Source organism: Evansella sp. AB-rgal1 (assembly GCF_041820985.1).
GTDB lineage: Bacteria > Bacillota > Bacilli > Bacillales > Salisediminibacteriaceae > Evansella.
The window spans coordinates 24053-43357 of the sequence record NZ_JBGUAU010000026.1; the positions used below are offsets into that span (position 1 = coordinate 24053).

The 19305-nt window shown below is 34.4% G+C and carries 30 protein-coding genes; 2 read left to right on the top strand and 28 right to left on the bottom strand.

All coding sequences use genetic code 11. From position 1 onward, the window contains the following. Nucleotides 1–301: 301 nt before the first annotated feature. From ACERII_RS19255 to ACERII_RS19310, 12 genes are all read right to left on the bottom strand, one after another. Nucleotides 302–640, bottom strand: a complete 339-nt coding sequence (locus tag ACERII_RS19255; protein WP_373644465.1) for a DUF1048 domain-containing protein — start codon at nt 638–640, stop codon at nt 302–304. Beyond that, nucleotides 637–981: a PadR family transcriptional regulator gene (locus ACERII_RS19260; protein ID WP_373644467.1), complete on the bottom strand. Its 345-nt coding sequence runs from the start codon at nt 979–981 to the stop codon at nt 637–639. The genes ACERII_RS19255 and ACERII_RS19260 overlap by 4 nt, the downstream gene beginning before the upstream one ends. A 443-nt stretch (nt 982–1424) precedes the next feature. Next, a complete protein-coding gene (locus tag ACERII_RS19265; RefSeq protein ID WP_373644469.1) occupies nt 1425–1586 on the bottom strand; it encodes a hypothetical protein in 162 nt (53 codons plus the stop codon). Nucleotides 1587–1913: 327 nt separating this feature from the next. Beyond that, nucleotides 1914–2252 carry an ASCH domain-containing protein gene (locus ACERII_RS19270; protein WP_373644470.1) on the bottom strand — a complete coding sequence of 113 codons (339 nt, stop codon included), beginning with the start codon at nt 2250–2252 and terminating at the stop codon, nt 1914–1916. A gap of 132 nt (nt 2253–2384) precedes the next feature. Beyond that, nucleotides 2385–2633 carry a hypothetical protein gene (locus ACERII_RS19275; protein WP_373644472.1) on the bottom strand — a complete coding sequence of 83 codons (249 nt, stop codon included), beginning with the start codon at nt 2631–2633 and terminating at the stop codon, nt 2385–2387. 74 nt (nt 2634–2707) lie between these two features. Continuing rightward, nucleotides 2708–3328 carry a class I SAM-dependent methyltransferase gene (locus ACERII_RS19280; protein WP_373644556.1) on the bottom strand — a complete coding sequence of 207 codons (621 nt, stop codon included), beginning with the start codon at nt 3326–3328 and terminating at the stop codon, nt 2708–2710. A gap of 96 nt (nt 3329–3424) precedes the next feature. Continuing rightward, nucleotides 3425–4000: a pyridoxamine 5'-phosphate oxidase family protein gene (locus tag ACERII_RS19285; protein ID WP_373644474.1), complete on the bottom strand. Its 576-nt coding sequence runs from the start codon at nt 3998–4000 to the stop codon at nt 3425–3427. 621 nt (nt 4001–4621) lie between these two features. Beyond that, nucleotides 4622–5287, bottom strand: coding sequence for an MFS transporter (locus ACERII_RS19290; protein ID WP_373644476.1), 666 nt, complete (start codon nt 5285–5287; stop codon nt 4622–4624). A gap of 286 nt (nt 5288–5573) precedes the next feature. Next, nucleotides 5574–5756 carry a hypothetical protein gene (locus ACERII_RS19295; RefSeq protein WP_373644478.1) on the bottom strand — a complete coding sequence of 61 codons (183 nt, stop codon included), beginning with the start codon at nt 5754–5756 and terminating at the stop codon, nt 5574–5576. 33 nt (nt 5757–5789) lie between these two features. Beyond that, nucleotides 5790–6155, bottom strand: a complete 366-nt coding sequence (locus ACERII_RS19300; protein ID WP_373644479.1) for a hypothetical protein — start codon at nt 6153–6155, stop codon at nt 5790–5792. Then, nucleotides 6152–6715 carry a hypothetical protein gene (locus tag ACERII_RS19305; protein WP_373644481.1) on the bottom strand — a complete coding sequence of 188 codons (564 nt, stop codon included), beginning with the start codon at nt 6713–6715 and terminating at the stop codon, nt 6152–6154. The genes ACERII_RS19300 and ACERII_RS19305 overlap by 4 nt, the downstream gene beginning before the upstream one ends. Next, entirely contained in the window at nt 6712–7230 is a 519-nt protein-coding gene (locus ACERII_RS19310) for an RNA polymerase sigma factor (protein WP_373644483.1), read from the bottom strand. Before ACERII_RS19310 ends, ACERII_RS19305 begins: the two co-directional genes overlap by 4 nt. Nucleotides 7231–7469: 239 nt before the next feature. Here ACERII_RS19310 and ACERII_RS19315 point away from each other — a divergent pair, with 239 nt between their 5' ends. Beyond that, entirely contained in the window at nt 7470–8273 is an 804-nt protein-coding gene (locus ACERII_RS19315) for a hypothetical protein (RefSeq protein ID WP_373644484.1), read from the top strand. Between the two features lie 37 nt (nt 8274–8310). Here ACERII_RS19315 and ACERII_RS19320 read toward each other — a convergent pair whose 3' ends face one another. After that, nucleotides 8311–8871, bottom strand: coding sequence for a hypothetical protein (locus tag ACERII_RS19320; protein WP_373644485.1), 561 nt, complete (start codon nt 8869–8871; stop codon nt 8311–8313). Nucleotides 8872–9339: 468 nt separating this feature from the next. Here ACERII_RS19320 and ACERII_RS19325 point away from each other — a divergent pair, with 468 nt between their 5' ends. Beyond that, entirely contained in the window at nt 9340–9558 is a 219-nt protein-coding gene (locus ACERII_RS19325) for a hypothetical protein (protein ID WP_373644487.1), read from the top strand. A gap of 324 nt (nt 9559–9882) precedes the next feature. On the opposite strand, the gene ACERII_RS19330 is transcribed toward ACERII_RS19325, so the two are convergent. From ACERII_RS19330 to ACERII_RS19400, 15 genes are all read right to left on the bottom strand, one after another. After that, nucleotides 9883–10404: a GNAT family N-acetyltransferase gene (locus ACERII_RS19330; RefSeq protein ID WP_373644488.1), complete on the bottom strand. Its 522-nt coding sequence runs from the start codon at nt 10402–10404 to the stop codon at nt 9883–9885. 109 nt (nt 10405–10513) lie between these two features. Beyond that, nucleotides 10514–10957, bottom strand: coding sequence for a GNAT family N-acetyltransferase (locus tag ACERII_RS19335; RefSeq protein ID WP_373644490.1), 444 nt, complete (start codon nt 10955–10957; stop codon nt 10514–10516). 225 nt (nt 10958–11182) lie between these two features. Then, nucleotides 11183–11635: an NUDIX hydrolase gene (locus ACERII_RS19340; protein ID WP_373644491.1), complete on the bottom strand. Its 453-nt coding sequence runs from the start codon at nt 11633–11635 to the stop codon at nt 11183–11185. A gap of 590 nt (nt 11636–12225) precedes the next feature. After that, nucleotides 12226–12501 carry a hypothetical protein gene (locus ACERII_RS19345; RefSeq protein WP_373644492.1) on the bottom strand — a complete coding sequence of 92 codons (276 nt, stop codon included), beginning with the start codon at nt 12499–12501 and terminating at the stop codon, nt 12226–12228. Nucleotides 12502–12864: 363 nt separating this feature from the next. Continuing rightward, the gene (locus ACERII_RS19350) at nt 12865–13269 is read right to left on the bottom strand and encodes a hypothetical protein (protein ID WP_373644494.1); all 405 of its coding nucleotides are present in this window, start codon (nt 13267–13269) and stop codon (nt 12865–12867) included. A 39-nt stretch (nt 13270–13308) separates the two neighbouring features. After that, complete coding sequence (locus ACERII_RS19355) at nt 13309–13500, bottom strand: hypothetical protein (protein ID WP_373644495.1); 192 nt, start codon at nt 13498–13500, stop codon at nt 13309–13311. Between the two features lie 89 nt (nt 13501–13589). After that, nucleotides 13590–14000 (bottom strand): hypothetical protein, encoded by a 411-nt coding sequence (locus ACERII_RS19360; protein ID WP_373644496.1) that lies wholly within the window; start codon nt 13998–14000, stop codon nt 13590–13592. Between the two features lie 266 nt (nt 14001–14266). Then, nucleotides 14267–14473, bottom strand: a complete 207-nt coding sequence (locus tag ACERII_RS19365; RefSeq protein WP_373644498.1) for a hypothetical protein — start codon at nt 14471–14473, stop codon at nt 14267–14269. Nucleotides 14474–14572: 99 nt separating this feature from the next. Continuing rightward, nucleotides 14573–15145: a DUF6609 family protein gene (locus tag ACERII_RS19370; protein WP_373644499.1), complete on the bottom strand. Its 573-nt coding sequence runs from the start codon at nt 15143–15145 to the stop codon at nt 14573–14575. 115 nt (nt 15146–15260) lie between these two features. Beyond that, nucleotides 15261–15785, bottom strand: a complete 525-nt coding sequence (locus ACERII_RS19375; RefSeq protein WP_373644500.1) for a dihydrofolate reductase family protein — start codon at nt 15783–15785, stop codon at nt 15261–15263. 121 nt (nt 15786–15906) lie between these two features. Then, nucleotides 15907–16407, bottom strand: coding sequence for a GNAT family N-acetyltransferase (locus ACERII_RS19380; RefSeq protein ID WP_373644501.1), 501 nt, complete (start codon nt 16405–16407; stop codon nt 15907–15909). Nucleotides 16408–16758: 351 nt separating this feature from the next. After that, entirely contained in the window at nt 16759–17403 is a 645-nt protein-coding gene (locus ACERII_RS19385; protein WP_373644502.1) for an HAD family hydrolase, read from the bottom strand. A 49-nt stretch (nt 17404–17452) separates the two neighbouring features. After that, a complete protein-coding gene (locus tag ACERII_RS19390) occupies nt 17453–17632 on the bottom strand; it encodes an acetyltransferase (protein WP_373644503.1) in 180 nt (59 codons plus the stop codon). A gap of 172 nt (nt 17633–17804) precedes the next feature. Next, nucleotides 17805–18113 carry a hypothetical protein gene (locus ACERII_RS19395; RefSeq protein ID WP_373644504.1) on the bottom strand — a complete coding sequence of 103 codons (309 nt, stop codon included), beginning with the start codon at nt 18111–18113 and terminating at the stop codon, nt 17805–17807. A gap of 265 nt (nt 18114–18378) precedes the next feature. Then, complete coding sequence (locus ACERII_RS19400) at nt 18379–19140, bottom strand: GNAT family N-acetyltransferase (RefSeq protein WP_373644505.1); 762 nt, start codon at nt 19138–19140, stop codon at nt 18379–18381. Between the last annotated feature and the right edge of the window lie 165 nt (nt 19141–19305).

A 19305-nucleotide genomic window follows, 5' to 3' on the forward strand; every position in this document is an offset into this window, starting at 1 on the left:
GACGCCTATATTACGAAGTAAGTTTCAGAGACACGAGTAAAACGATTAACGCTTGTATGACTACCTTTTTCATCTTCAAATCTCCATCTCGTGTTACGCACCCGATTTAGGAAAACGCTTTCAATAATTGGATTCTCACCTCCGAGGAAAGTTGTTGTACTAATTATAAGGAAGAAAGAACTGGAACTGCGGACTGTTTTGAAAAATGACAAATACGGTGTGTCAAAAAGTTACTCCTCTTCGACACACCAGCACGTTAATTCAAAACAACTGCTCAAAAACTTTTAATGAGATTTTTCCATTAGCCACGACCAATCGTATCGTTCAACTTTGATCGATATTTGTCCATCCAAGTTTCCGTGTTTTTCACTAGTTCATCACAAAAAGCTGCTACGTCCTCGCCTGTAAGATCAATGACTTTCTTGCCTTCTGCGGCACCTTCTTCGAAGAGGTCGAGAATACCGCTAAAAATACGATGAATATCCTTCCATTCGGAAAGACCACCAGTAGTCCACATATATTTTTGGATAGCTTTGTATGCATTGAGGTACTCACTTGGAAGTTTCTTCGCACGAGTTTCCATCGCCTTCCATTCCCGCTTGTCATCCATACTTCCGATAATTTTTTCAATAATACTCATAATACATCTCCTTTTAATTTTTTATTTGTTTTGAGTTCGTTAATCTTACTTGAGACAAATTCCCATTTTCCCCAAAAGTTATTAAGATGCTTTTGACCTGCTTCGTTCAGTGTGTAAAATTTCCTCGGAGGTCCCATACTGGATGGCTTTTTCTCAATGTTCACCAAATTATGCTTCTCAAGGCGCATGGTAATCGTATAAACTGTGCCTTCCACTACATCAGTGAAACCAAGATCTCGCAGCTGTTGCGTGATTTCATAGCCATAAGTTTCGCCACGGCTGATAATTTCAAGCACACATCCCTCAAGGACTCCTTTCAGCATTTCCGTAATATTTTCCAAATTTCCATCTCCAATCGTATTTCGCTCTATTTATTCAGAAGCTCTGTAGAACAAGTACTCGGTATTACAGATATTCAGTATTACTAACTACCGGTATATAGTAATACATAATAGCGTTACATGTCAAGAATATCTTTTCAAAAAAAAGACCTTAAGAGCTTTTTAATATTCACAGTAAGGTAGAAACTGAAAATTATAGATATATTCTATGCACTAAATCAAATATAAAAAGGAACAAAGAGTGGTTGAGAAGATTCTTCATTCCTAATATTTTAGATCCTTGTGTCTTTATTGACTATGATCTCCTTCATCGGATCACAACATCTCTTTCTATTAAAGCTCTCCATTAGTGCTTGTTTGAACTCAAAATCTCTTCTAACAATAAAGATTTCTTACTCAATATATCCCTGCTAACTACTATTAAAAATAAAATAAGCCTTTTGCTATGATTCAAAATTTTTCTTCTCATAAGTTCGAATAAAATACTCCAATCTCATAGCAATCCATATTAACACCATTGCACTTATTCCGTTCCATAAACCTCCGAAAAATAAACCGATTCCACCACCTATTAAGATATAAATCATTAATTGCTTAGGTATCATAAGAATATCTCTCCCATTCTTGACATTTACTTTTTTTCAGCCAATGCACCTTAACAAGAGCAAACTGATTCGTGCGGTTAAACCATACACATTGCTTTTTACACCATCACCTACTTTATTTTAACATGATTTTCCAGTTTTTAGGTACAAAAAAAGAGCTGCAAACATTACAACTCTCATATCTTAATTCTATTTATTTTAACCATAAGTCATCAATATTTTATGTATAAACATACTATCCCCACCGAATTGGTTTCTGATGAATATCACCTTAATTCTTAAGGACATTTTGATATTTTTTCCATTAAGGTAGGAGTAACATTTGATCTAGTATTTTATAAAAATTGCTAATGTACCCCATTTCTTTTCTTGTTCTGGTGTATATATTTGATATGTTCCAGCTATCATTTCTTGCATTGTCCAGCCTTCACAATCAAAATCTTGAAAAGGAATTTCCTCATACATTGCTTCAAACGTATCGTATATTTTAAGGTCACTTACTTGAACTTGCAAAGTTTCATCTTGTTCGGGAACTTTTATAAATTTAATAGAATCTCCAACTTCTATTTTTCTTCTTTTTTCATCATTCAAGCGTACTTCAACCTTTTTCTTACCCTTTTTAATCGAATCAAAATACTCACCATATAAACCCATTTGATGTATCACTGGGATTTCACCTCTCTATGTATGTTCATCAATATAAGATCTGTTTTAACTACCTATTTCTACAATAACTCGTTCCTCTGGTATCCAGATTGTTTATCATTAACAAATTGATTACATCGTTTTTTAGGACTTCTATTTATTCCTTAACTCGTTTAAATCTTGAATACGATTATAAATATCTGATAGATTATGTACAACTTCTAACTTCACCTTGTCTCCGCCATTTCCCGTCATAGCAGTATTAACAAATCCATATATTATTTTCAACAATGATTTGGCATCCTCTTCTGTTAGATTATTAACCGCTTCTATAGTTTTAGAAAACTCATTTGTATCAGTCGTTTCTTTCAACATAATCCCTCCACTAACTTCTTCATCCACAACCCTTCTCTTATTTCAATAAGAAAAGAGCACTCCCTGCATCTTAAAGGATTGCACCTTTTAGTTGAAACAATTTATATACTTTTATTAATAACTATCTTTCTATACATACCATTAAACATTATTGGAGTATCCTCTTGAACAAATACGGCCTCTTTATTATCCTCATACAATCTCTCAAAGCTTACACCAATATCGGTACCTAGCAGCTTGATGATAGGTCTAATCACTTTCTTCAAAGGGGAAAGTTTCTTTCCTTTAGGTGAAAATTTATCAAAAATGATAATCTTTCCATTGGGTATTAACACTCTTATCATTTCTTTGAAACATTTATCTGTGTCAGGAACAACAGATAAGACAAGACTTCCCACCACAACATCAAATTGATTATCATTAAAACTCATATTTTGAGCATCCATTTTAAAAAAATGTATTGAGGAATCTTTAAATTTATCTTTTGCCTTTTCTAGCATTTCATTCGAGTAGTCTATTGCAGTGATATTTAACTCCCTATGGTTGATTAGCTCCAAATCTGCTCCTGTTCCAACACCCACAAAAAGTATATTTTGATGATTAGTAAACATGTTCCCTTGAAATATTTGTTTTCGAGCTTCCAAAAACTTCCCCGAATTAAAGAACTTATCGTACATAGGGGACCAAATTTTATATATTATTTCATTCCAACGATTGTCCATTTTCCACCTCATTCTTGAAAGCTTGTTATTCAAGATTAATACTCTTAACTATAATAAGAGCCATCCCCGCTTCTGATACTGCACCCGTTCAGTGGATTATTCAACATTCTTCGAGTTAACTACACCTTCTCCAATCGGTGTAACTATCCCATCCATACTAATTGAATTTTTCTTCTTACGATATTCCTCTAACTCATGTTCACTTTTATTAGAAGCCCATTGCTGAAGAGTATCTCGTTCACCATCGTATGAAAAGAAGGGTACACTAAATCCACATGATGTTTTTACCGTTTCAATCTTTGCTTGAATAATTTGACGAGCACCAGGAAGGATATCAAAATGTTGAACCAAATCATCCCATTCTGGTGAGCTAGGTAATACTACATTACCGCTTCCATATAGCCGTAAAATCATAGGAGGACCTTCGAAAGCTAAAAACATAAAAGTAATTCTTCCATTTTCATTTATGTGTGCACTTGTTTCATTTCCACTACCAGTTAAATCTAAGTAAGCTACCTCATTCGCAGAAAGTATTCTAAATACATCATGACCTTTTGGTGAAATGTTAACATTACCGTCTTCTGATAACGGTGCTGAACCGACGAAAAAAATCCGTTGTTTCCTTATAAATTCTTCGTGATCTGGAAGTATTGACGAATAAACAGTTCCCAAAGAAAAAACCTCCTCATCTATCAAATGTTATAAATTAGAAAACCACACGGTCCCCACTCTTCCTAAGACCTCCTGATAGTTTAATAACAATCTCTAAATCTTGTAAAAAAACTCTCCTCATCACTTTACAAAATCATCTTTATAAAACTTAGTACACGTTAAATTTTAACATAAAATACCAAATAACATCGATTTTTTATCTATGGATTTTCTTTGTTTTTTCAATTTGAAATGAAAAATAAATCAATAAAAAAACACCTACCAAAATAACTAACAAATTTAGTAGGTAAATACACCACGGGTTTATGCGATAAGTACAAAACCTGATCAAGAACCTATGAGTAATTATTCATCAAACCTTAAATATCCAAACCAATTTTGACCATTGTCAATCTTTATTCATACCGTATTCCTCTTTTGATAAATGTAGAATATAATCTAGTAACTTCGCCATTTTGTTTTCCATTCGCTGCAGTCCACTCCCTAAAGCCAAATCCCCTAACACTAGTCATAAGGACAATATGAACAATATATTTAACCGATTTGTCCTTATGAGCCTTTCATAAGGACAAGTCCATTGTGCACACTTATCCCTTTTGAACGAAAGCCGCCCCTGTTTCCTTAACCCTCTCTTTTTTTCCGAGGTGTAGTAACGCAATCGTCACAAGCAATCCTAATCCTCCAAAAACAAATCCACGGCACGCTTGGATAGCCACTTAAACCTAGATCATACAAAAATCCTCCTACGATATTACCTATTAATCCACCGACCGCTAACGCTAATCCGTTGAATCCAAAAAACGAGGCAATCAGTGGTAACGGGGCTATTTCTGATATTTGCTTACTCATCATCGGTTGTATGAACATTTGACCAAATGTAAACGTAATGACTCCCACATAAATTCCAACAACATTTGGCGTGAAACCAATGATTACTAGACCGACAGTTAAAAACATACTGCCTAATGCAATCAATTTCGTAGGAGCAACCTCCTCACTTAAACGATTAATTAACGGAACTTGTAAGAAAACAATAAGTAACGCTCCAGTACTATATATGAACCCAATATTTACATCTGTGGACTGTAACAACTGTAGTTTTACAGGTACTGCTAAATACAGTTGTGTTACTAAATTCAAAACAAAAATCATGAAAAAACAAAAGGTAACATACGCTCGATTCGTGATAATTTGATTTATATTTTTTACAAGTAGAAAAAACAAACCAAGGGGGTTTTTTATTTCTCCCTTGGTTTTTTTTAGATTGGTATAGGAAAAGCACAACATTTATCTGTTCTCTGAGAGTTGTTCTAGCATCCTAATGTATTAATTAGATAAACTTGGCATATCGCCAAGTCTTTAATGGCGAAAGCCTTAGTATTTCTTATACTTTAATCCTTTAGCGAAGTTAAACTTTCTTAACGTATGAAAGAAAATGACACGAAGAACATCTTCATGCCTTCCAACATCCTATTTATTTGTTTTACTGACGCTTCCTTTCATACAGTAGGAAAGAGCTATTTATTATTCATCAAGGAAAAGAATATTTATTTATTAGCTTGTTTTTTCTCTTTTAAAATAAATAGTTCTCTGATAAATGCACCTCACCAGCCGAACAACTTATAACAGTAATTAGAGATATACCTCTGACAAAAGCGAATGGTGAAAACACAACTTGTAGACTCCCCAATAGTATTAAAGTGCCAAACAAAGCACACCCAATAATTAACTGTTTTTTCACCTTGTTTTCTTCCAACTTTTCTCTCCCTCCTTATTTAGTAACCCTCCGTTAGTAATCTATTATTTTTATTTGTATAACCCTATCAATTATGACGGGGTCTTCATCACTTAGAGAGATGATTTCAGGTAATAATACTTCTATTTTGTCGTTTTCATTTACATCTTCCAGAGTAAGTTCTTCCCCTTTTTTGCCTATTATTTTTGATTCGCGAAGATGAAGAACAACTGTATCTCCTGATGTAATATTATGTTCGGTGAAATCACCTCGAATCGTTACATTTTCACTATCATAAGTGAAAGTTTCTACAACTTCCCCTATGATCGTTGGACCATCAACTTGTGAATCATTCGTTCCACAACCAGTTATTAACACAACCGTTACTAATACCAAAACGAATATAAAGCCTACTCTCACTCTCTTACAATATCCATACCAACAATAACCTGCCAGCCAATCTCCATCTTTTTTACAGGAAAACGTAGCTCTAATACTTCATCATTTTCAAAAATAAGAGCAGTTACCTCATACTCGTCTGACGTTACTCTCCTTATTTCTAAAATTTCTGTCTCCGTTGTTGGTTCATTAATTCTTGCATAATGTACTTTTTGTTCAGCTTTATTCGTATGTCTTGTATCATGTGAATACTGGACAACTGTATCAATATCTCCTGTACCCAAAGCTTCAAAATACTTGTTCACTACTTCTACCACTTCACTCGGTACTTCGCCACCCCATTGCCCACTAGAGGAATCTTGAAAAAAAGAGGAAAAAGTAGGAAAAAGCAATAGAAGAAAAATGAAACTAGCGCTTGCTAATGTAAGGTAGTATTTATATCTCATTGATGTAGTTGTCTTTTTTTTGTGGTGGATTCTATCTTTTATTTGTGAAAAAATCTCATTTTTTTCTGAATCCGATAATTTCATTTTATTATTAATTGATTCCACGATTTCATTTTTACCATCAAAGTGACTCACTTAAAAACCCCTCCTTCTTTCATCTGTTTTTCTAAAGAATCTAACCCTCTCTTGAGATTGGTTTTCACTTTCCCCTCGCTCCAACCAAGAATCGTAGCAGTTTCTTTGATGGACATCTCTTGAATTCTTCGTAAAATAATCACTTCTCGATAAGGTCGCTTCAACTTAGCTAGAGAATAGAGAAATTCATTTTCTTGTTCATTTAAAGTAACGCTCTGTTCAGGAGATAACTCATTGTTATCAGGAATGGAATGAAAGTACTCTGTTATATAAGAAATAGGTCGTTTTTTTCGCATATAATCAATAGTTAGGTTCCTCGCAATACTAAATAACCAGCTTTTCGTATTCTCCCCCCAAAAAGAGTCGTAGTTGCTATATGCTTTCACAAATGTATCTTGCATTAGGTCTTTCGCTTGTTCACGATCACGGATCATGTAAACAATAAACCTATGTATATCGTCACTATATGTTCGATACCAGTCCTCCAACTGATTAAGTTTTTGTTCATTATCCAAAAAACACACCACCTACAATTTTCTCTCTCTATACATAGTAGACGAATCTGATTTAGAAAAGTAGCATTTTTTTCACCATAAATAGAAAGATGGTGCTGCATAATGGACGAATTCCTCGGACCCGACTACTATCGGATCAGTTTCGCAGAAAGTTAGTAAACTTCGAAAAATAACTTTTACTGGGTATTTTTCAAAATATAGGTATAATGAAAATAAAGTCAAATGATGGAGGGATGAAAGTGAAAAAATTGATTGTCATTTTTGCAGTATTGTTATTGATAGGTTTTTCCGGAGGGGAAGTAGAAGCAGCTGAAAAGGAAGCAGAGCAAAAATTACATATCTATTTATCTGCTGTTGAACACCAAAACCTTACTAACATAATAGATAATGTCATTGATTTACGTTACACAACAAAAGAGGAGCAGATGTTAAGTTATGCTAGGGATCTTATGAAAAATCGTTTGGTAGAGTATAAAATATTAGAATCATCTCCAATTGATGAGGACACTTATACGTTTATCACTCAATTATCGTTTGAAAACGGTGCTATGGAACAAGTACCTTTTCATTTATCTCTAGTAAACAACGATTGGAACGTAATAATAGGTTTTGTCTCACTATCAACAAACGACTATAAAGTTTTGAAAGAGGGCCTTGCAGTAGAGCAAGAAAACATCGTTAGTCCTTTAGACAGTAGTACACTATGTACTTGGAATTTTTCGGGTAGAGGTGCTGGAGAATTTCTTTCCAATTGTCGATTTAGTATCAATAGACCAAGTGCCTCTTTAAATTTAACAGTAAGTAGACAAACTCATGCATTTCCTTCAAGTTACCCCATAACAGTAACGTATACAATAGTAAGGAACAGAGTTTTTGGAGAAACGGAACATGGCAGTGTCGTTGTTACAGGGCATAGAACTCGGCCATCAAATCACACAATCCGTTTAAATACAACAACACTAACCGATGCACAAATTCGATTCAAAACAGCATCCACTATGTGGGGGCATTTGGATTATCAATGGTCAGGTTCTTTACATTAGGAACGGAAAGTGGGAGTGTTTATACTAAACACTCTCACTATCTTTCAAACCTAAAACCCACAACAACCTGCCAGCCAATATCCATCTCTTTGACTGGAAAACTAAGTTGAAATGTACCTTCATCATCGTAAAATCGAACAGTTACTTCATACTCATCTGTCTTTACTTTTTTTATATCTAAAACTTCAGCTCTAGTTGTTGGTTCATTAATACTGATATATTGTTCTCTTTGTTCCCCTTTATTCGAATGTCTAATATCATGGGAAAACTGAACTAATGAATCAATATCCATTTCTTCATAGGAGTCGAAATACTTGTTAACTACTTCAACAATCTCATTAGGTATTTCCCCACCCCGTTGTCCGCCAGAGTTATCTTGTAAAAAAGAGGTGATTGTTGGAAAAAGCAATAAAAAGAAAAGGAAGCTTGCGCTTGCTAATGCAAGAAAGTATTTAGATCTCATTGATGTGACTATTGGTTTCTTATGCTCGATTTTATCTTTTACTTGTGAATAGATCACAATTTTTTCTGAATCGGATAACTTCATTTTACTATTTATCGATTCCACAACCTCATCTTTATCATCAAAGTAACTCATTGAAAATACCTCCTTGTTTCATTTCCTTTTCGTAAGCTCCTTATTCGGATTATCACTTTCCCCTCACAACAACTGAAGTTGGGGAGCAATTTTCACTTACTACATAGTAGACGGATCAGTTTTGGAAAAGTAGCAGTTTTCTTCCAAAAAAATTAAAATAGTGGGAAGCAGCGGGGACGGTTCTCACTGTCTTCCCTCATACTCCCGTTTGCTCTCGGATTTAACCTGCGACCTCGGTAGGCGCTACCACGGTAGTGCCTACAAAACGACCTAGTTGAAAGTACTTTACTTCACAAAACCTGTGGAGCGTGAGCGCATTTACAAGTTTCATGTGGCAGCTTTTTTTTACGCCCATAATCTGGGAATATATGTTAAACTAAACGGACGAGGAGTTTGGTCAATAAGCAATCACAAAAGGACGAGCACTTACTACTCGACATAAATAAAAATATATGGAGGTATAGTTATATGGATAATTGGATATTATTTGGGGCTATTGCAATAGTAGCAACTTTTATAAATCTTTATATGTATACAGCAGGAAAGGGTTATAAGCTTGCGATGGAGATAGGACTATCATTTACTGCATTAACACTTTGTTCAGAATATAGTCTTGTATCTCGGTGGGTAAAAGTGGAAGATTGGGCAGCTTTAGCGAATGTAGTACCTAGTATGGAATGGGCATGACCGGGAGTATATTACAGCTATCCCCTCATTCTGACCTTCTTTTCCCCACGAAAATATTGCTTCCCCATCTCCATTGTTCATTCCATCTAAAAAGTCCTCTATCAATAGCTGAAAGTCCTCAGGTCAGGGATAGCAACAATCGATTCAGCTTGCTTCCTTAAATCTTCTTCTTTTTTAAAATTATCAACTCCTTAACAAATTAGTTTTTTAATGATTTACTTTGATTGTTTCCTTGGTTTGTACGGTAACAACTTCTCAGCTCACCGTGTACGCCAACAATCAATACTATAAGAATAAAACTTGCATGTATTTGGACAATATTCGTTACTGCGCCTCTATTTTCATCTTCAAATCTTCAAGGCAAAATACAAAGACATCAACTTCTAATTGGGCTTTTCCTTGAGTTTCCTTCCTCAGCACTTTACCGCCCAGATTCGTATAAAATGTGTTGGAAGGTGCGAAATGGTGATTATAAACAACCATTTCCTTAAAATCTCCTTGGAAAAAATCAACTAATAATCTCTTAATCAACTTTAATGCTATCCCACGTCCACGATACTCTTTGGGAACAAATAAATAATTCAGTTCCATACCATGTAAAGAATCTGTTTCGTCGGCTATACTGCCACCAGCAAAGCCCATAAATGTATCTCCATCAAAAGCACCATACAATACGCGAATATCATTGTTCTCCGTTGCACCACTTACCCAATCCTTCAAAAATTGGAGTTCCTCCTCTCGATTTAAATCGTTAGGTGCCATTCCTGCTAACTCCTCATCCCAACAACTTATCTTTAGATCAATTGCTTGTTCATAATCTACTTCCTTTAATAATCGAATAATCATAGGTATCCCCCATCATTTATTCTATCTGTCTACGATTTATTTTCCTTTATGTAAAACGGTGGAATTAATGTTTCCTACCCGTTCATCTCCAATACTATCTTCCTTACTTCTACAATGAATACACATACAGTTCTTCTCCATCTACCACCTTTCCAGTTTTTACAAAACCAATTTGCTCATATACATGCTTTCCTCTACTATTCTCTGGCTCCGTAGATAAATAGATTTCTTTACAATCCTCCAGTTTTTTCATTTCAGAAATGACAAGTTGAATGGCCTCTGTTCCATAGCCATTACCTTGAAATTTATAGTCAATCATAATTCTACAAAGCTCATAGTAGCCTTGTTTATCCGCATAACCATACATGGTAAAACCAATAATTCCCCCATCTTTTTCAATTGCTTTTGTTGTCCAAGTTTTTTCAAACTGAGCTTGAACCAAGGACAAAGCATTCGAAGCAACAAACTCTTCACAAATGGTAGGCATTTCTTTGCTTGTTGATAAAAAAACAACTTTCAACCAATTTTCTTCATTTATATCTACTAATCTCATCACTGTTCCCCTTCCTGTCGTTAGAGTATCAATATCTCTATGGATGAACCTATCAAATAATCTATTACAATAAAAAGTGTAGTAGTGATTATTGGAATTAATATTATCCCGAATAAATGATTTTGGCGGATTTCCACTTGAATTTTTCACCACTTTTTATCTTCAGGTGTTTTCTTTCTATACATCTATAAACAAAAAAATAGAAAAAAGGTGTAATTCACTTAGTTATTTTAATTTGTGAATATTTTTATTAATAAAATCTTTCAAATGAGGTGATAGACTCTCTGGTAAGTTATCTAAATTAAAAAATCCTACTTCCAAAGATTCGATACCATCTGCTTTTAGGGAGCCACTTTTAATTTCATTTGTTACATATGCAATCGTGACAGCGTAAAATTCATCTCCATTGTGTAATTTCACAAAATATTCTTTACCAGAAATGACTTCAATTAACTCCAGTTTTCCAACAATAATCCCTGTTTCTTCAAACACTTCTCTTCTGCCAGCTTCTTCAGCAGATTCTCCCAACTCCATAAAACCACCTGGAACACTCCATATACCTTCACGACGCTTCTGTAATAGAATTTGACCTTCCTCATTTATGGCTACAACAGCTACTCCAGTTAATATTAATGGTTTTGTTCCAACTAATTCACGTATATCTTCAATATATCCCATCATACCCTCCAAGTTTATCTTTTGATAGAAATTTACTCATAGTAAATCACAGAAACGTTACACCACTCCATTGTGATTATTTACGGGATATAAACATAGATTACACTTGATTTTTCTGTAACCTTTATGTGCTTACGCACACTTTGGATGCTTTCGTGGCACACAATCGTCCGCATAGCGGACGATGTACCCTTCTTTAAAATTGATACGTTTTTTGGAAAGTAGTTCCCCTCAAGCATTTTAAAATGTTTATGTAGGGGGAAGAACTCCCAGTGTTCAGATACCCAATAATCGAGGTCGTTTAATACCACTTAAGAAAGAAAGGGGGATAACACCCCTCCTGCGGAGTACTTTTAGTAGGTATTTCCTAACTTGTCGGTCCTTCCCGTTTGTTGAAGAAGAATAAAGGAAATAATTCTATGATAATGTAATAAATAAACATAATATGAAAGTGATACCCGATAATGGTGTCATCTATGAGACATTTGTCAGTACTACAATTAAATTATTTTTATGTTTCATACTTAACGTGAAGGGTACCAGAAACACGCTCTAACACTGGTGCTCTACATTTGTAAAACAACTCAAATTTAATTGTAAAAAGAAAAATAAATGCCAAGCAATAATAAAATGAGAAAAACAGCTCTTATCCAGATTAACTTATTACTAATCCCCGCTTTCTTTTCTAAGTAGTATATATAGTGAACTACTGCTATGAATCCGAATCCAAAAAATGTCAGTATCAACACCGGCATTGTACTCTCCACTTTTGCAATCAACTCAAACATACCCAAAGCTATTAATAGAATCCCTATTGAACCCAATAGTAAATGTAAGTAAATGGTTCCATTATTCTCGGTTTTCACATTTTCACTCCTTCTTTTCTAGTTCATCCATTTCTTTTTGAAGTTCTTTTATTTGCAAATCTTTTTTTCTGTAAATAATCCCCAACCAAAAACAACAGTATTACAATCCCAAGTTTAGCTAACTTGTTTTTCTTTTTTCAGTAAAAATGTCCACTATAAATAATCCCAAAAAACATAGAAAACTAACAACATATAATCCGACAATGAAATGGCCCAGGGCGTTTAATAAAGGCCCCATCAAGAAAACTGCAAGTAATATGATCCTTATCAATAAACTTTGTTTTTTGCTTAACTTTTTCATCTTGCCATTATCCCTCTCATGACTTCCTCCCCATTCATGAAAACTCTCTATACCAATGGAAACTAATCTTTATCTATCAATCCATCACCACTTATTTGCCCTCCGTGTGGCAACGATATCCAATCTAGACTGTAAATGTTATTGTTCGACTCATCTTGATGTTTTGCTGAAAAAGAAATCACATATTCTTCGTTTTCTTCGATTAGGTTATATACATTCGCATCCCTAATAAAGACTTTAAATGTTTCCCTACTTTCACTCTCATCATAAGCATCATAGCCAATAATCCACATTTGTTGATATTCGCCTGGTTCAACGTGATGACCTTTTTCTTCTATATACATTCCACCAAAACTCTGACTGGAATACACCTTCTCATTTTTACCACCATAAAAATGATTCAATGCTACTATCGTAAGTAGGACAACAATAACCATGGATAAGATAATCTTTTTATCTTTCATCATAATCATAAACACCTTTCTAAAGCCTTGTGTATACTCTCTCTAAAGGGCAGAATTTAACCTTTCCCAAAGTGTAGGAGAGAGAAATCCATCTGATTCAGCTTGTTTCAATGCAATACTCTCTGCTTCTTCTTTAGAAATACCTCTATTTTCCTTACTATAATAAAATAAAACTATGCCACATAAAAATAAGGAAATGCATAGCATAACTAATAAGAAGTGTTTCTTCTTCATTTCTCCCCTCCTATCGCACACAGCAGCATATATTTTTTGCACTCACCGTTAAGGAAACCTTACTCTATAAGAATCTAAAAACATAGAAGCTATTCTATTACACTATCTAACAAAACATAACCAACTATCATCCCAGTCATTGCTGTAATGCTAATGCCTGATAGTACAGTTAAGTCAAAAGCAAAAGGAAAATGATGTCCAAATGGTATTAGGTAAAAGAGAGGAGAAAGAGAAATATAAAGAGCTGGCAAACATATTGCAAGTAATTTCGGGACATTTATATTCCACCTTTTCCCTTCCATCATTTGCTTCACTAATAATGGTGCTCGAAGCAACATTCCAATAAAGATAGGGAAAAGAGTAGAAAAAATTAAGAGGGAAGCAGTAAGTCTGCCTGTTGATATTGCCGTTTGGCGAAGATCTGACTGAACATGATAACCAATGTACATGACAAGACCTATAGTTATTGTCCATATAAGATATTTCATAAACCTTTTCATACTTACCCCCTTTTAATATAAGTCACTACTTATTAACTAGACGAAGAACCACGAAAAAAGTTTCCATTATTTTTTCTCAATACGTTCAACATTGTTTTCCAATTCATAGTACATAAAAGACGAGTTGCATCTACTTCGGCCCATAATATTACGTATACTCCAGTTAGCTTTATTTAAAACTAATTAATTCGACCTTTACCTGCTAACTGGTATTTTTCCTGATTACCTCTCAGTGTGTCTACACACCCTGCTTATTAAAGAAGCTTCTAAGCTTTTTTTGGAGACAATGAACGCACTAATAATATCCCTGTAAATACAAAAATGACACTCCTTGATGGTTCTGATAATAGTGGAGCTAGAACAGGTACATGTAACGAAGTTCCAAAGATGAGTTTTAATAATGAGGCTGAAAAGCCAAATCCAAAAATAGCATTGATTAAAAGTAGAATAACAGGAACTATAAACCAATTCACTTTTACACCCGATTTTATAATGCTTCCTACTTTTCTCCATTACAGCTACCTTTTGTTGATAAGTAGACTCTTCAGCAAGCATCTGTTCGTTTTAAACTATTACATTTTGACCTCATCAGATACACTTCTACTAATCTTTTTTGTGAAAAATAATAAATAGATTCCAAATAAGATTTTAACAATTCCATCGGCTACCCCAAAATAAAGAAAAGGAATTTCTATACTAATCATACCGATAATTGCCAAAACAGAACAGGTTATGGCAAGATAAATCATGGACTTTCCATGCACAAAATAAAAAGGTAAAAAATGAATACCTGTTGCAAGTAACGCACCTAGCCACATCATTCTCCAATCACCACCTGGGATAAAAGAACCTCCCAGAATAAAAATTAATGGGAATAAGGATAATACACCAATACTAGACATCTTTTCTTGAAAACTAGAAAACTCTCCATCCGTAAATCTATCCAGTATTGATTTATTATAATTTGTTAGATAAAAACCAATTCCAAAACCAATCATAAAAATAATTGGATTTAAAACAAATTCTCCTCCCACTACCGTAGCTGCAATAATTACAGCCCCAATGATGAGTAACCAAAGTCCACACAAACGCTTACCATTAAATTTTAGTTTCACATTTTTATCGTATCCTAGCCTTTTTAGCATGTGATCATTCTCCTATTTTCTTGTAATCAGCTAACCGCTACCCCCATTTATAGAAGGGATAAAGGTGACGGTTCTTCTTCACGTTCGCGCCTCTTTCGTTGAAGAAGAGTGTTTTTTAGTTGGTAACGGCATAATGTAGTTCCACAAACTGATGAAAGGTTCTCGTACCTTTTAATGTTAGGTCTAATTGAAAATCACCTTCTTTAAACAATGGTATTCCATTTCCAATTACAGTTGGTGCAATTGTTAAAATAATTTCATCCACTAATTTTTCTTTTATAAAACATTGAAGCAACTCTCCGCCACCAACAATCCAAATATTTTTTCCCACTTGGTTTTTAAGTTGGTTTGTAAAACTGGTTATATCTTCATTTATGAAACTTACATTTTCTGTATCCTCAATAGGAGACCTTGTAAAAACATAGCATTCTCTGTTTTTATACGGGAATTCTCCTGTTTCATGTTTCATTATCCAATCATACGTTTTTTTACCAATTAGTACAGTATCAACCGTTTCATAAAACTCTGAATAACCATTATCACCTTCTCCTTCCACTTTAAATAACCAATCTAAAGACTCATCTTTTGTTGCTATGTAACCATCTAAACTAGTTGCAATAAATAATACTAATTTCCTCATACTATCCCTCCACTATATAGATTATTCATTCAGTATATCTAACAGGTTTACTGTCCTGTTATAGTTATGCATTGAAAGCTTATGTTTCTTTCCGAGAGAGCCTTTTTCAATAAGACTTTTGCTATTTCTCAACTAGATTTTTATTCGCATGCACCGAATTATCCTGAATGATGCCTGTATCCACAAAACCAAGTGAAGCGTATAGTGCTTTAGCTCTGGTATTATTTGAATGATAAAAGAGGTCTACATATTCTGCTTCCCCATAGGGCATCGTTTTAATATCCGCCAACATTTTTTCAAAGGCAAGCTTGCCATACCCTTTCCCCTGATACTTCTTATCAATCATAAAATGCCAAATAAAATAGCACTTCTTTCCGTAAAAAACTTCATTTTTAAAGGATTCATGATCGGTCGTATCATAAATATACATCAAAAAGCCCAGCGTAACTCCATCGGCATAAATGGCAAAGGGAGTCGCTGGTATCCCTTCTGCGTTCAATACATATGCGTCTGCAATGCTTCTGAGGTTCGTCGTTTCTATAAAGTCTTTCTGGTTTTCTCCAACTTCAAGTGCTATTACTTCATTTATGTTATCCTCGGTTACTTTTCGCAATTCAATCATTTTTTTCTCCTCTCCTAAGACAAGCCACACAAATCTTTAGTTATCATCTATCATACTTTTTAAGAAATCTATCTTTCTAAAATCTTTTTATTATTGTGATCTGCTCGATAATTGTCCTTGGAGGAAGTATCGTAGACACTTACATTATTGGTTCGGATTTAGTAAATAGTACTTTATAGCTGCAGTTTGATGCATTTCTAAATCTTCTAATGGAACACCTGCAAAACATGGCAAAGTGTCCATTATTCCATACTCAACGAAAAGTCCCTCTTTCGAAAACTCATGTTCATGCAATGCAAATCAATCAAGCTATATTCCATCGAAGTCATCATGTTCACTATATCATTCCAGTTATGTATCTTTAATTTGGGGGTACTTCCCAACTATTGTTAATAGCTCATCAAATCTCTCAATAGCAAAATCATATTCCTTCACTTCTCCGAACCCATACTTTGCATAAACAAAGGGAATTCCGGCATATCTTGCTGCATTCAAGTCGCCTCCTGTGTCTCCTACATAAATAGGGCTGGTTAGGCTGTTTCTTGAGATTATTAAGTTAATGTTTTCCCCTTTAGATAGTCCTGTTCTCCCTGGATTCTCATAATCTAAAAAATACTTTTCTAATTTATGATAATCATAGAAAGATTCAATATATCCATCCTCACAGTTACTGACGATAAATAGATTGTATTTCTTTGCCAGTACGTTCAATACTTCCTCCACCTTAGGATAAAGATTGCCTCCTTGCTGCCTGATATATTCCCTTTCAGTATTACAACATTCCTCTATCAATGGTTTACGAAAATCCTCGCTCATATCTGGAAACAAGATTCTACTGATTTCATCCATTTGTAGCCCCATTGTTTTTTTGAAATCAGCACGTGTGAACTCTTTTTTCATATGAGTATGATTCTTGAGACAACTATTCCAAGCATGAAGAACTGTTTCAATCGGGTTCCAAATCGTTCCATCTAAATCAAAAATGATACTATCCATAAGTGTTTTCACCTCTTTTTTAAAATTTCTGACTTTTTGAGTCAAAAACTTATAAGGATTGAACCATTATAGCAACGTCATATTTCTTGAAATATGGTTTAGAAAATACTTCCTCCCTATAGGTCCAAACATGATTCTCATAATTAGGTATTATTCTCCCGAAAACACTAAAACCTTCGTTTGATTTGTTGAAATCGTCCATATTAGATTGTGTCATTTTAATTATCATGTCAGTCTCCTTTTATCCAAATAGCAGTTAAGGAAGGAATGAAATAAAAACACATGCTACTAAGAGCTAGAAGTAGGGCAGTCCCCTACTTCATCAGCAGTCCATTGCAACAGATTCTCACAAACGCTTTCATATTTTACAATAAAAAGCGCAATCTAAGATGACTAGTTTCTTAAGAATTAATCTGCTTAACCCACAAGTATCTATTCCTTTTAAACGTTATATGCAACATTAAACTCAGGAATCCTGGGTCTTTTAATCCCCCACACTCAAATCTTAGTGTTTCATTATCTTTCAATTCAAACTCTAATTTTTCACTTCTACACCAATCGATTTTTAGGTACAACTTATGTAATCCAGGATCTAAAGAATACTCAAAACAATCATTTGATCCAATAGTACCAATTTCATTTTCATTCAACATCACCTTATATTCTCTAAGTTTATCTACCCAGCCAGCTTCTCTTTTAATCTCAATCATTCCATACCCACCTTATTATATGTAGTTTTCTAGTATTCAGAGTTTACTGTAATAAACATTGCAAAGCTCATGATTATTTCCCATAAAAATATTCCTCAGTGTTCCTTTAAATATGATACAACTTTTTAAATATACGTATAACCTTTTAAAAGGTTTCCTTTATTTAATCCCCTGGCAACAAAAACTTGTACCACTAGGAGCATAAAAAACTAGCTGCATTTAATACAGCTAGTAACATTACTAATCCTCTCTGAATAATGAAGAATTAAATTTTTGAGTTCCACTCTTCTTTTAACAATCCATAAATAACCCTATCATGATATTCACCTTGTAAGAATTCATAATTTCGAATAGTGCCTTCTTGTGTAAAACCAAGTCTTTCAGGTATTGCCCTACTTTTAATGTTATTACTAGCAACCCCGATTTCCACTTTTCTCAGGTCTAATTCAGTAAAGGAGTGATCAATTAATTGTTTTACCGCTTTTGTGGCCAACCCTTTCCCCAGAAACTGGTCACCCAACCAATAACCAATTTCCGTTTTCCTAGCACTCCAGTCTATATATAGGAAACCTATTGAACCAGCAATTGTGCCATTATGCCAAATACCTGCCCAATACCCATTATTCTCTGAATATCTTTTTAACGATTTTTCGATGAATATCTCAGTATCCTCAACCTTGTTAGTTTTCTCAGGAAAAGAAAGCCATTTCCCGATACTTTCTCGACTTTCATCGATAAGCTGATATAAATCCTTTGCATGTCTTGTCTCTAAAATGGAAAGGTGAGTCTCAGAATCTAAATTTACTTTATACACAATTCTATCCCCCGATATACCGTTGTGAATTTCCATAACGCACTCTAACATAAAGACGCTATACTCCACTTGATGACCATTTGGATATTGTGAATGAAAGTCTTTTTCACCTAATACGCCTAATGACTTCTCTGGCACAATATATAATCCTGTCTCTTCCCCATACTTCACGAACAACTGCTTCGGCAGGTGCTTCACCAAGTTCAATTCCAACAGCAAGAAGACTCCACTTTTCGCCATTTTCATTGTTTTATAATAAAATTTCTCCTAAATCGTTTCGAACAATTCGTGCTACACTTGGGATAAAAAATAGTCCATTACCGACTTTTTCTTGGAGGGTTTCATAGTAATCTGACATTCGCATTTTTCTAACCATCT

What these genes read in the sequence shown, in the direction of transcription:
- ACERII_RS19255 (WP_373644465.1), bottom strand. Translation starts at nt 640, where the DNA reads ATGAGTATTATTGAAAAAATTATCGGAAGTATGGATGACAAGCGGGAA.
- ACERII_RS19265 (WP_373644469.1), bottom strand. Translation starts at nt 1,586, where the DNA reads ATGATACCTAAGCAATTAATGATTTATATCTTAATAGGTGGTGGAATC.
- ACERII_RS19280 (WP_373644556.1), bottom strand. Translation starts at nt 3,328, where the DNA reads ATGGACAATCGTTGGAATGAAATAATATATAAAATTTGGTCCCCTATG.
- ACERII_RS19290 (WP_373644476.1), bottom strand. Translation starts at nt 5,287, where the DNA reads ATGTTGTGCTTTTCCTATACCAATCTAAAAAAAACCAAGGGAGAAATA.
- ACERII_RS19320 (WP_373644485.1), bottom strand. Translation starts at nt 8,871, where the DNA reads ATGAGTTACTTTGATGATAAAGATGAGGTTGTGGAATCGATAAATAGT.
- ACERII_RS19325 (WP_373644487.1), top strand. Translation starts at nt 9,340, where the DNA reads ATGGATAATTGGATATTATTTGGGGCTATTGCAATAGTAGCAACTTTT.
- ACERII_RS19330 (WP_373644488.1), bottom strand. Translation starts at nt 10,404, where the DNA reads ATGATTATTCGATTATTAAAGGAAGTAGATTATGAACAAGCAATTGAT.
- ACERII_RS19335 (WP_373644490.1), bottom strand. Translation starts at nt 10,957, where the DNA reads ATGAGATTAGTAGATATAAATGAAGAAAATTGGTTGAAAGTTGTTTTT.
- ACERII_RS19340 (WP_373644491.1), bottom strand. Translation starts at nt 11,635, where the DNA reads ATGGGATATATTGAAGATATACGTGAATTAGTTGGAACAAAACCATTA.
- ACERII_RS19350 (WP_373644494.1), bottom strand. Translation starts at nt 13,269, where the DNA reads ATGATGAAAGATAAAAAGATTATCTTATCCATGGTTATTGTTGTCCTA.
- ACERII_RS19355 (WP_373644495.1), bottom strand. Translation starts at nt 13,500, where the DNA reads ATGAAGAAGAAACACTTCTTATTAGTTATGCTATGCATTTCCTTATTT.
- ACERII_RS19360 (WP_373644496.1), bottom strand. Translation starts at nt 14,000, where the DNA reads ATGAAAAGGTTTATGAAATATCTTATATGGACAATAACTATAGGTCTT.
- ACERII_RS19370 (WP_373644499.1), bottom strand. Translation starts at nt 15,145, where the DNA reads ATGCTAAAAAGGCTAGGATACGATAAAAATGTGAAACTAAAATTTAAT.
- ACERII_RS19375 (WP_373644500.1), bottom strand. Translation starts at nt 15,785, where the DNA reads ATGAGGAAATTAGTATTATTTATTGCAACTAGTTTAGATGGTTACATA.
- ACERII_RS19380 (WP_373644501.1), bottom strand. Translation starts at nt 16,407, where the DNA reads ATGATTGAATTGCGAAAAGTAACCGAGGATAACATAAATGAAGTAATA.
- ACERII_RS19385 (WP_373644502.1), bottom strand. Translation starts at nt 17,403, where the DNA reads ATGGATAGTATCATTTTTGATTTAGATGGAACGATTTGGAACCCGATT.
- ACERII_RS19390 (WP_373644503.1), bottom strand. Translation starts at nt 17,632, where the DNA reads ATGATAATTAAAATGACACAATCTAATATGGACGATTTCAACAAATCA.
- ACERII_RS19395 (WP_373644504.1), bottom strand. Translation starts at nt 18,113, where the DNA reads ATGATTGAGATTAAAAGAGAAGCTGGCTGGGTAGATAAACTTAGAGAA.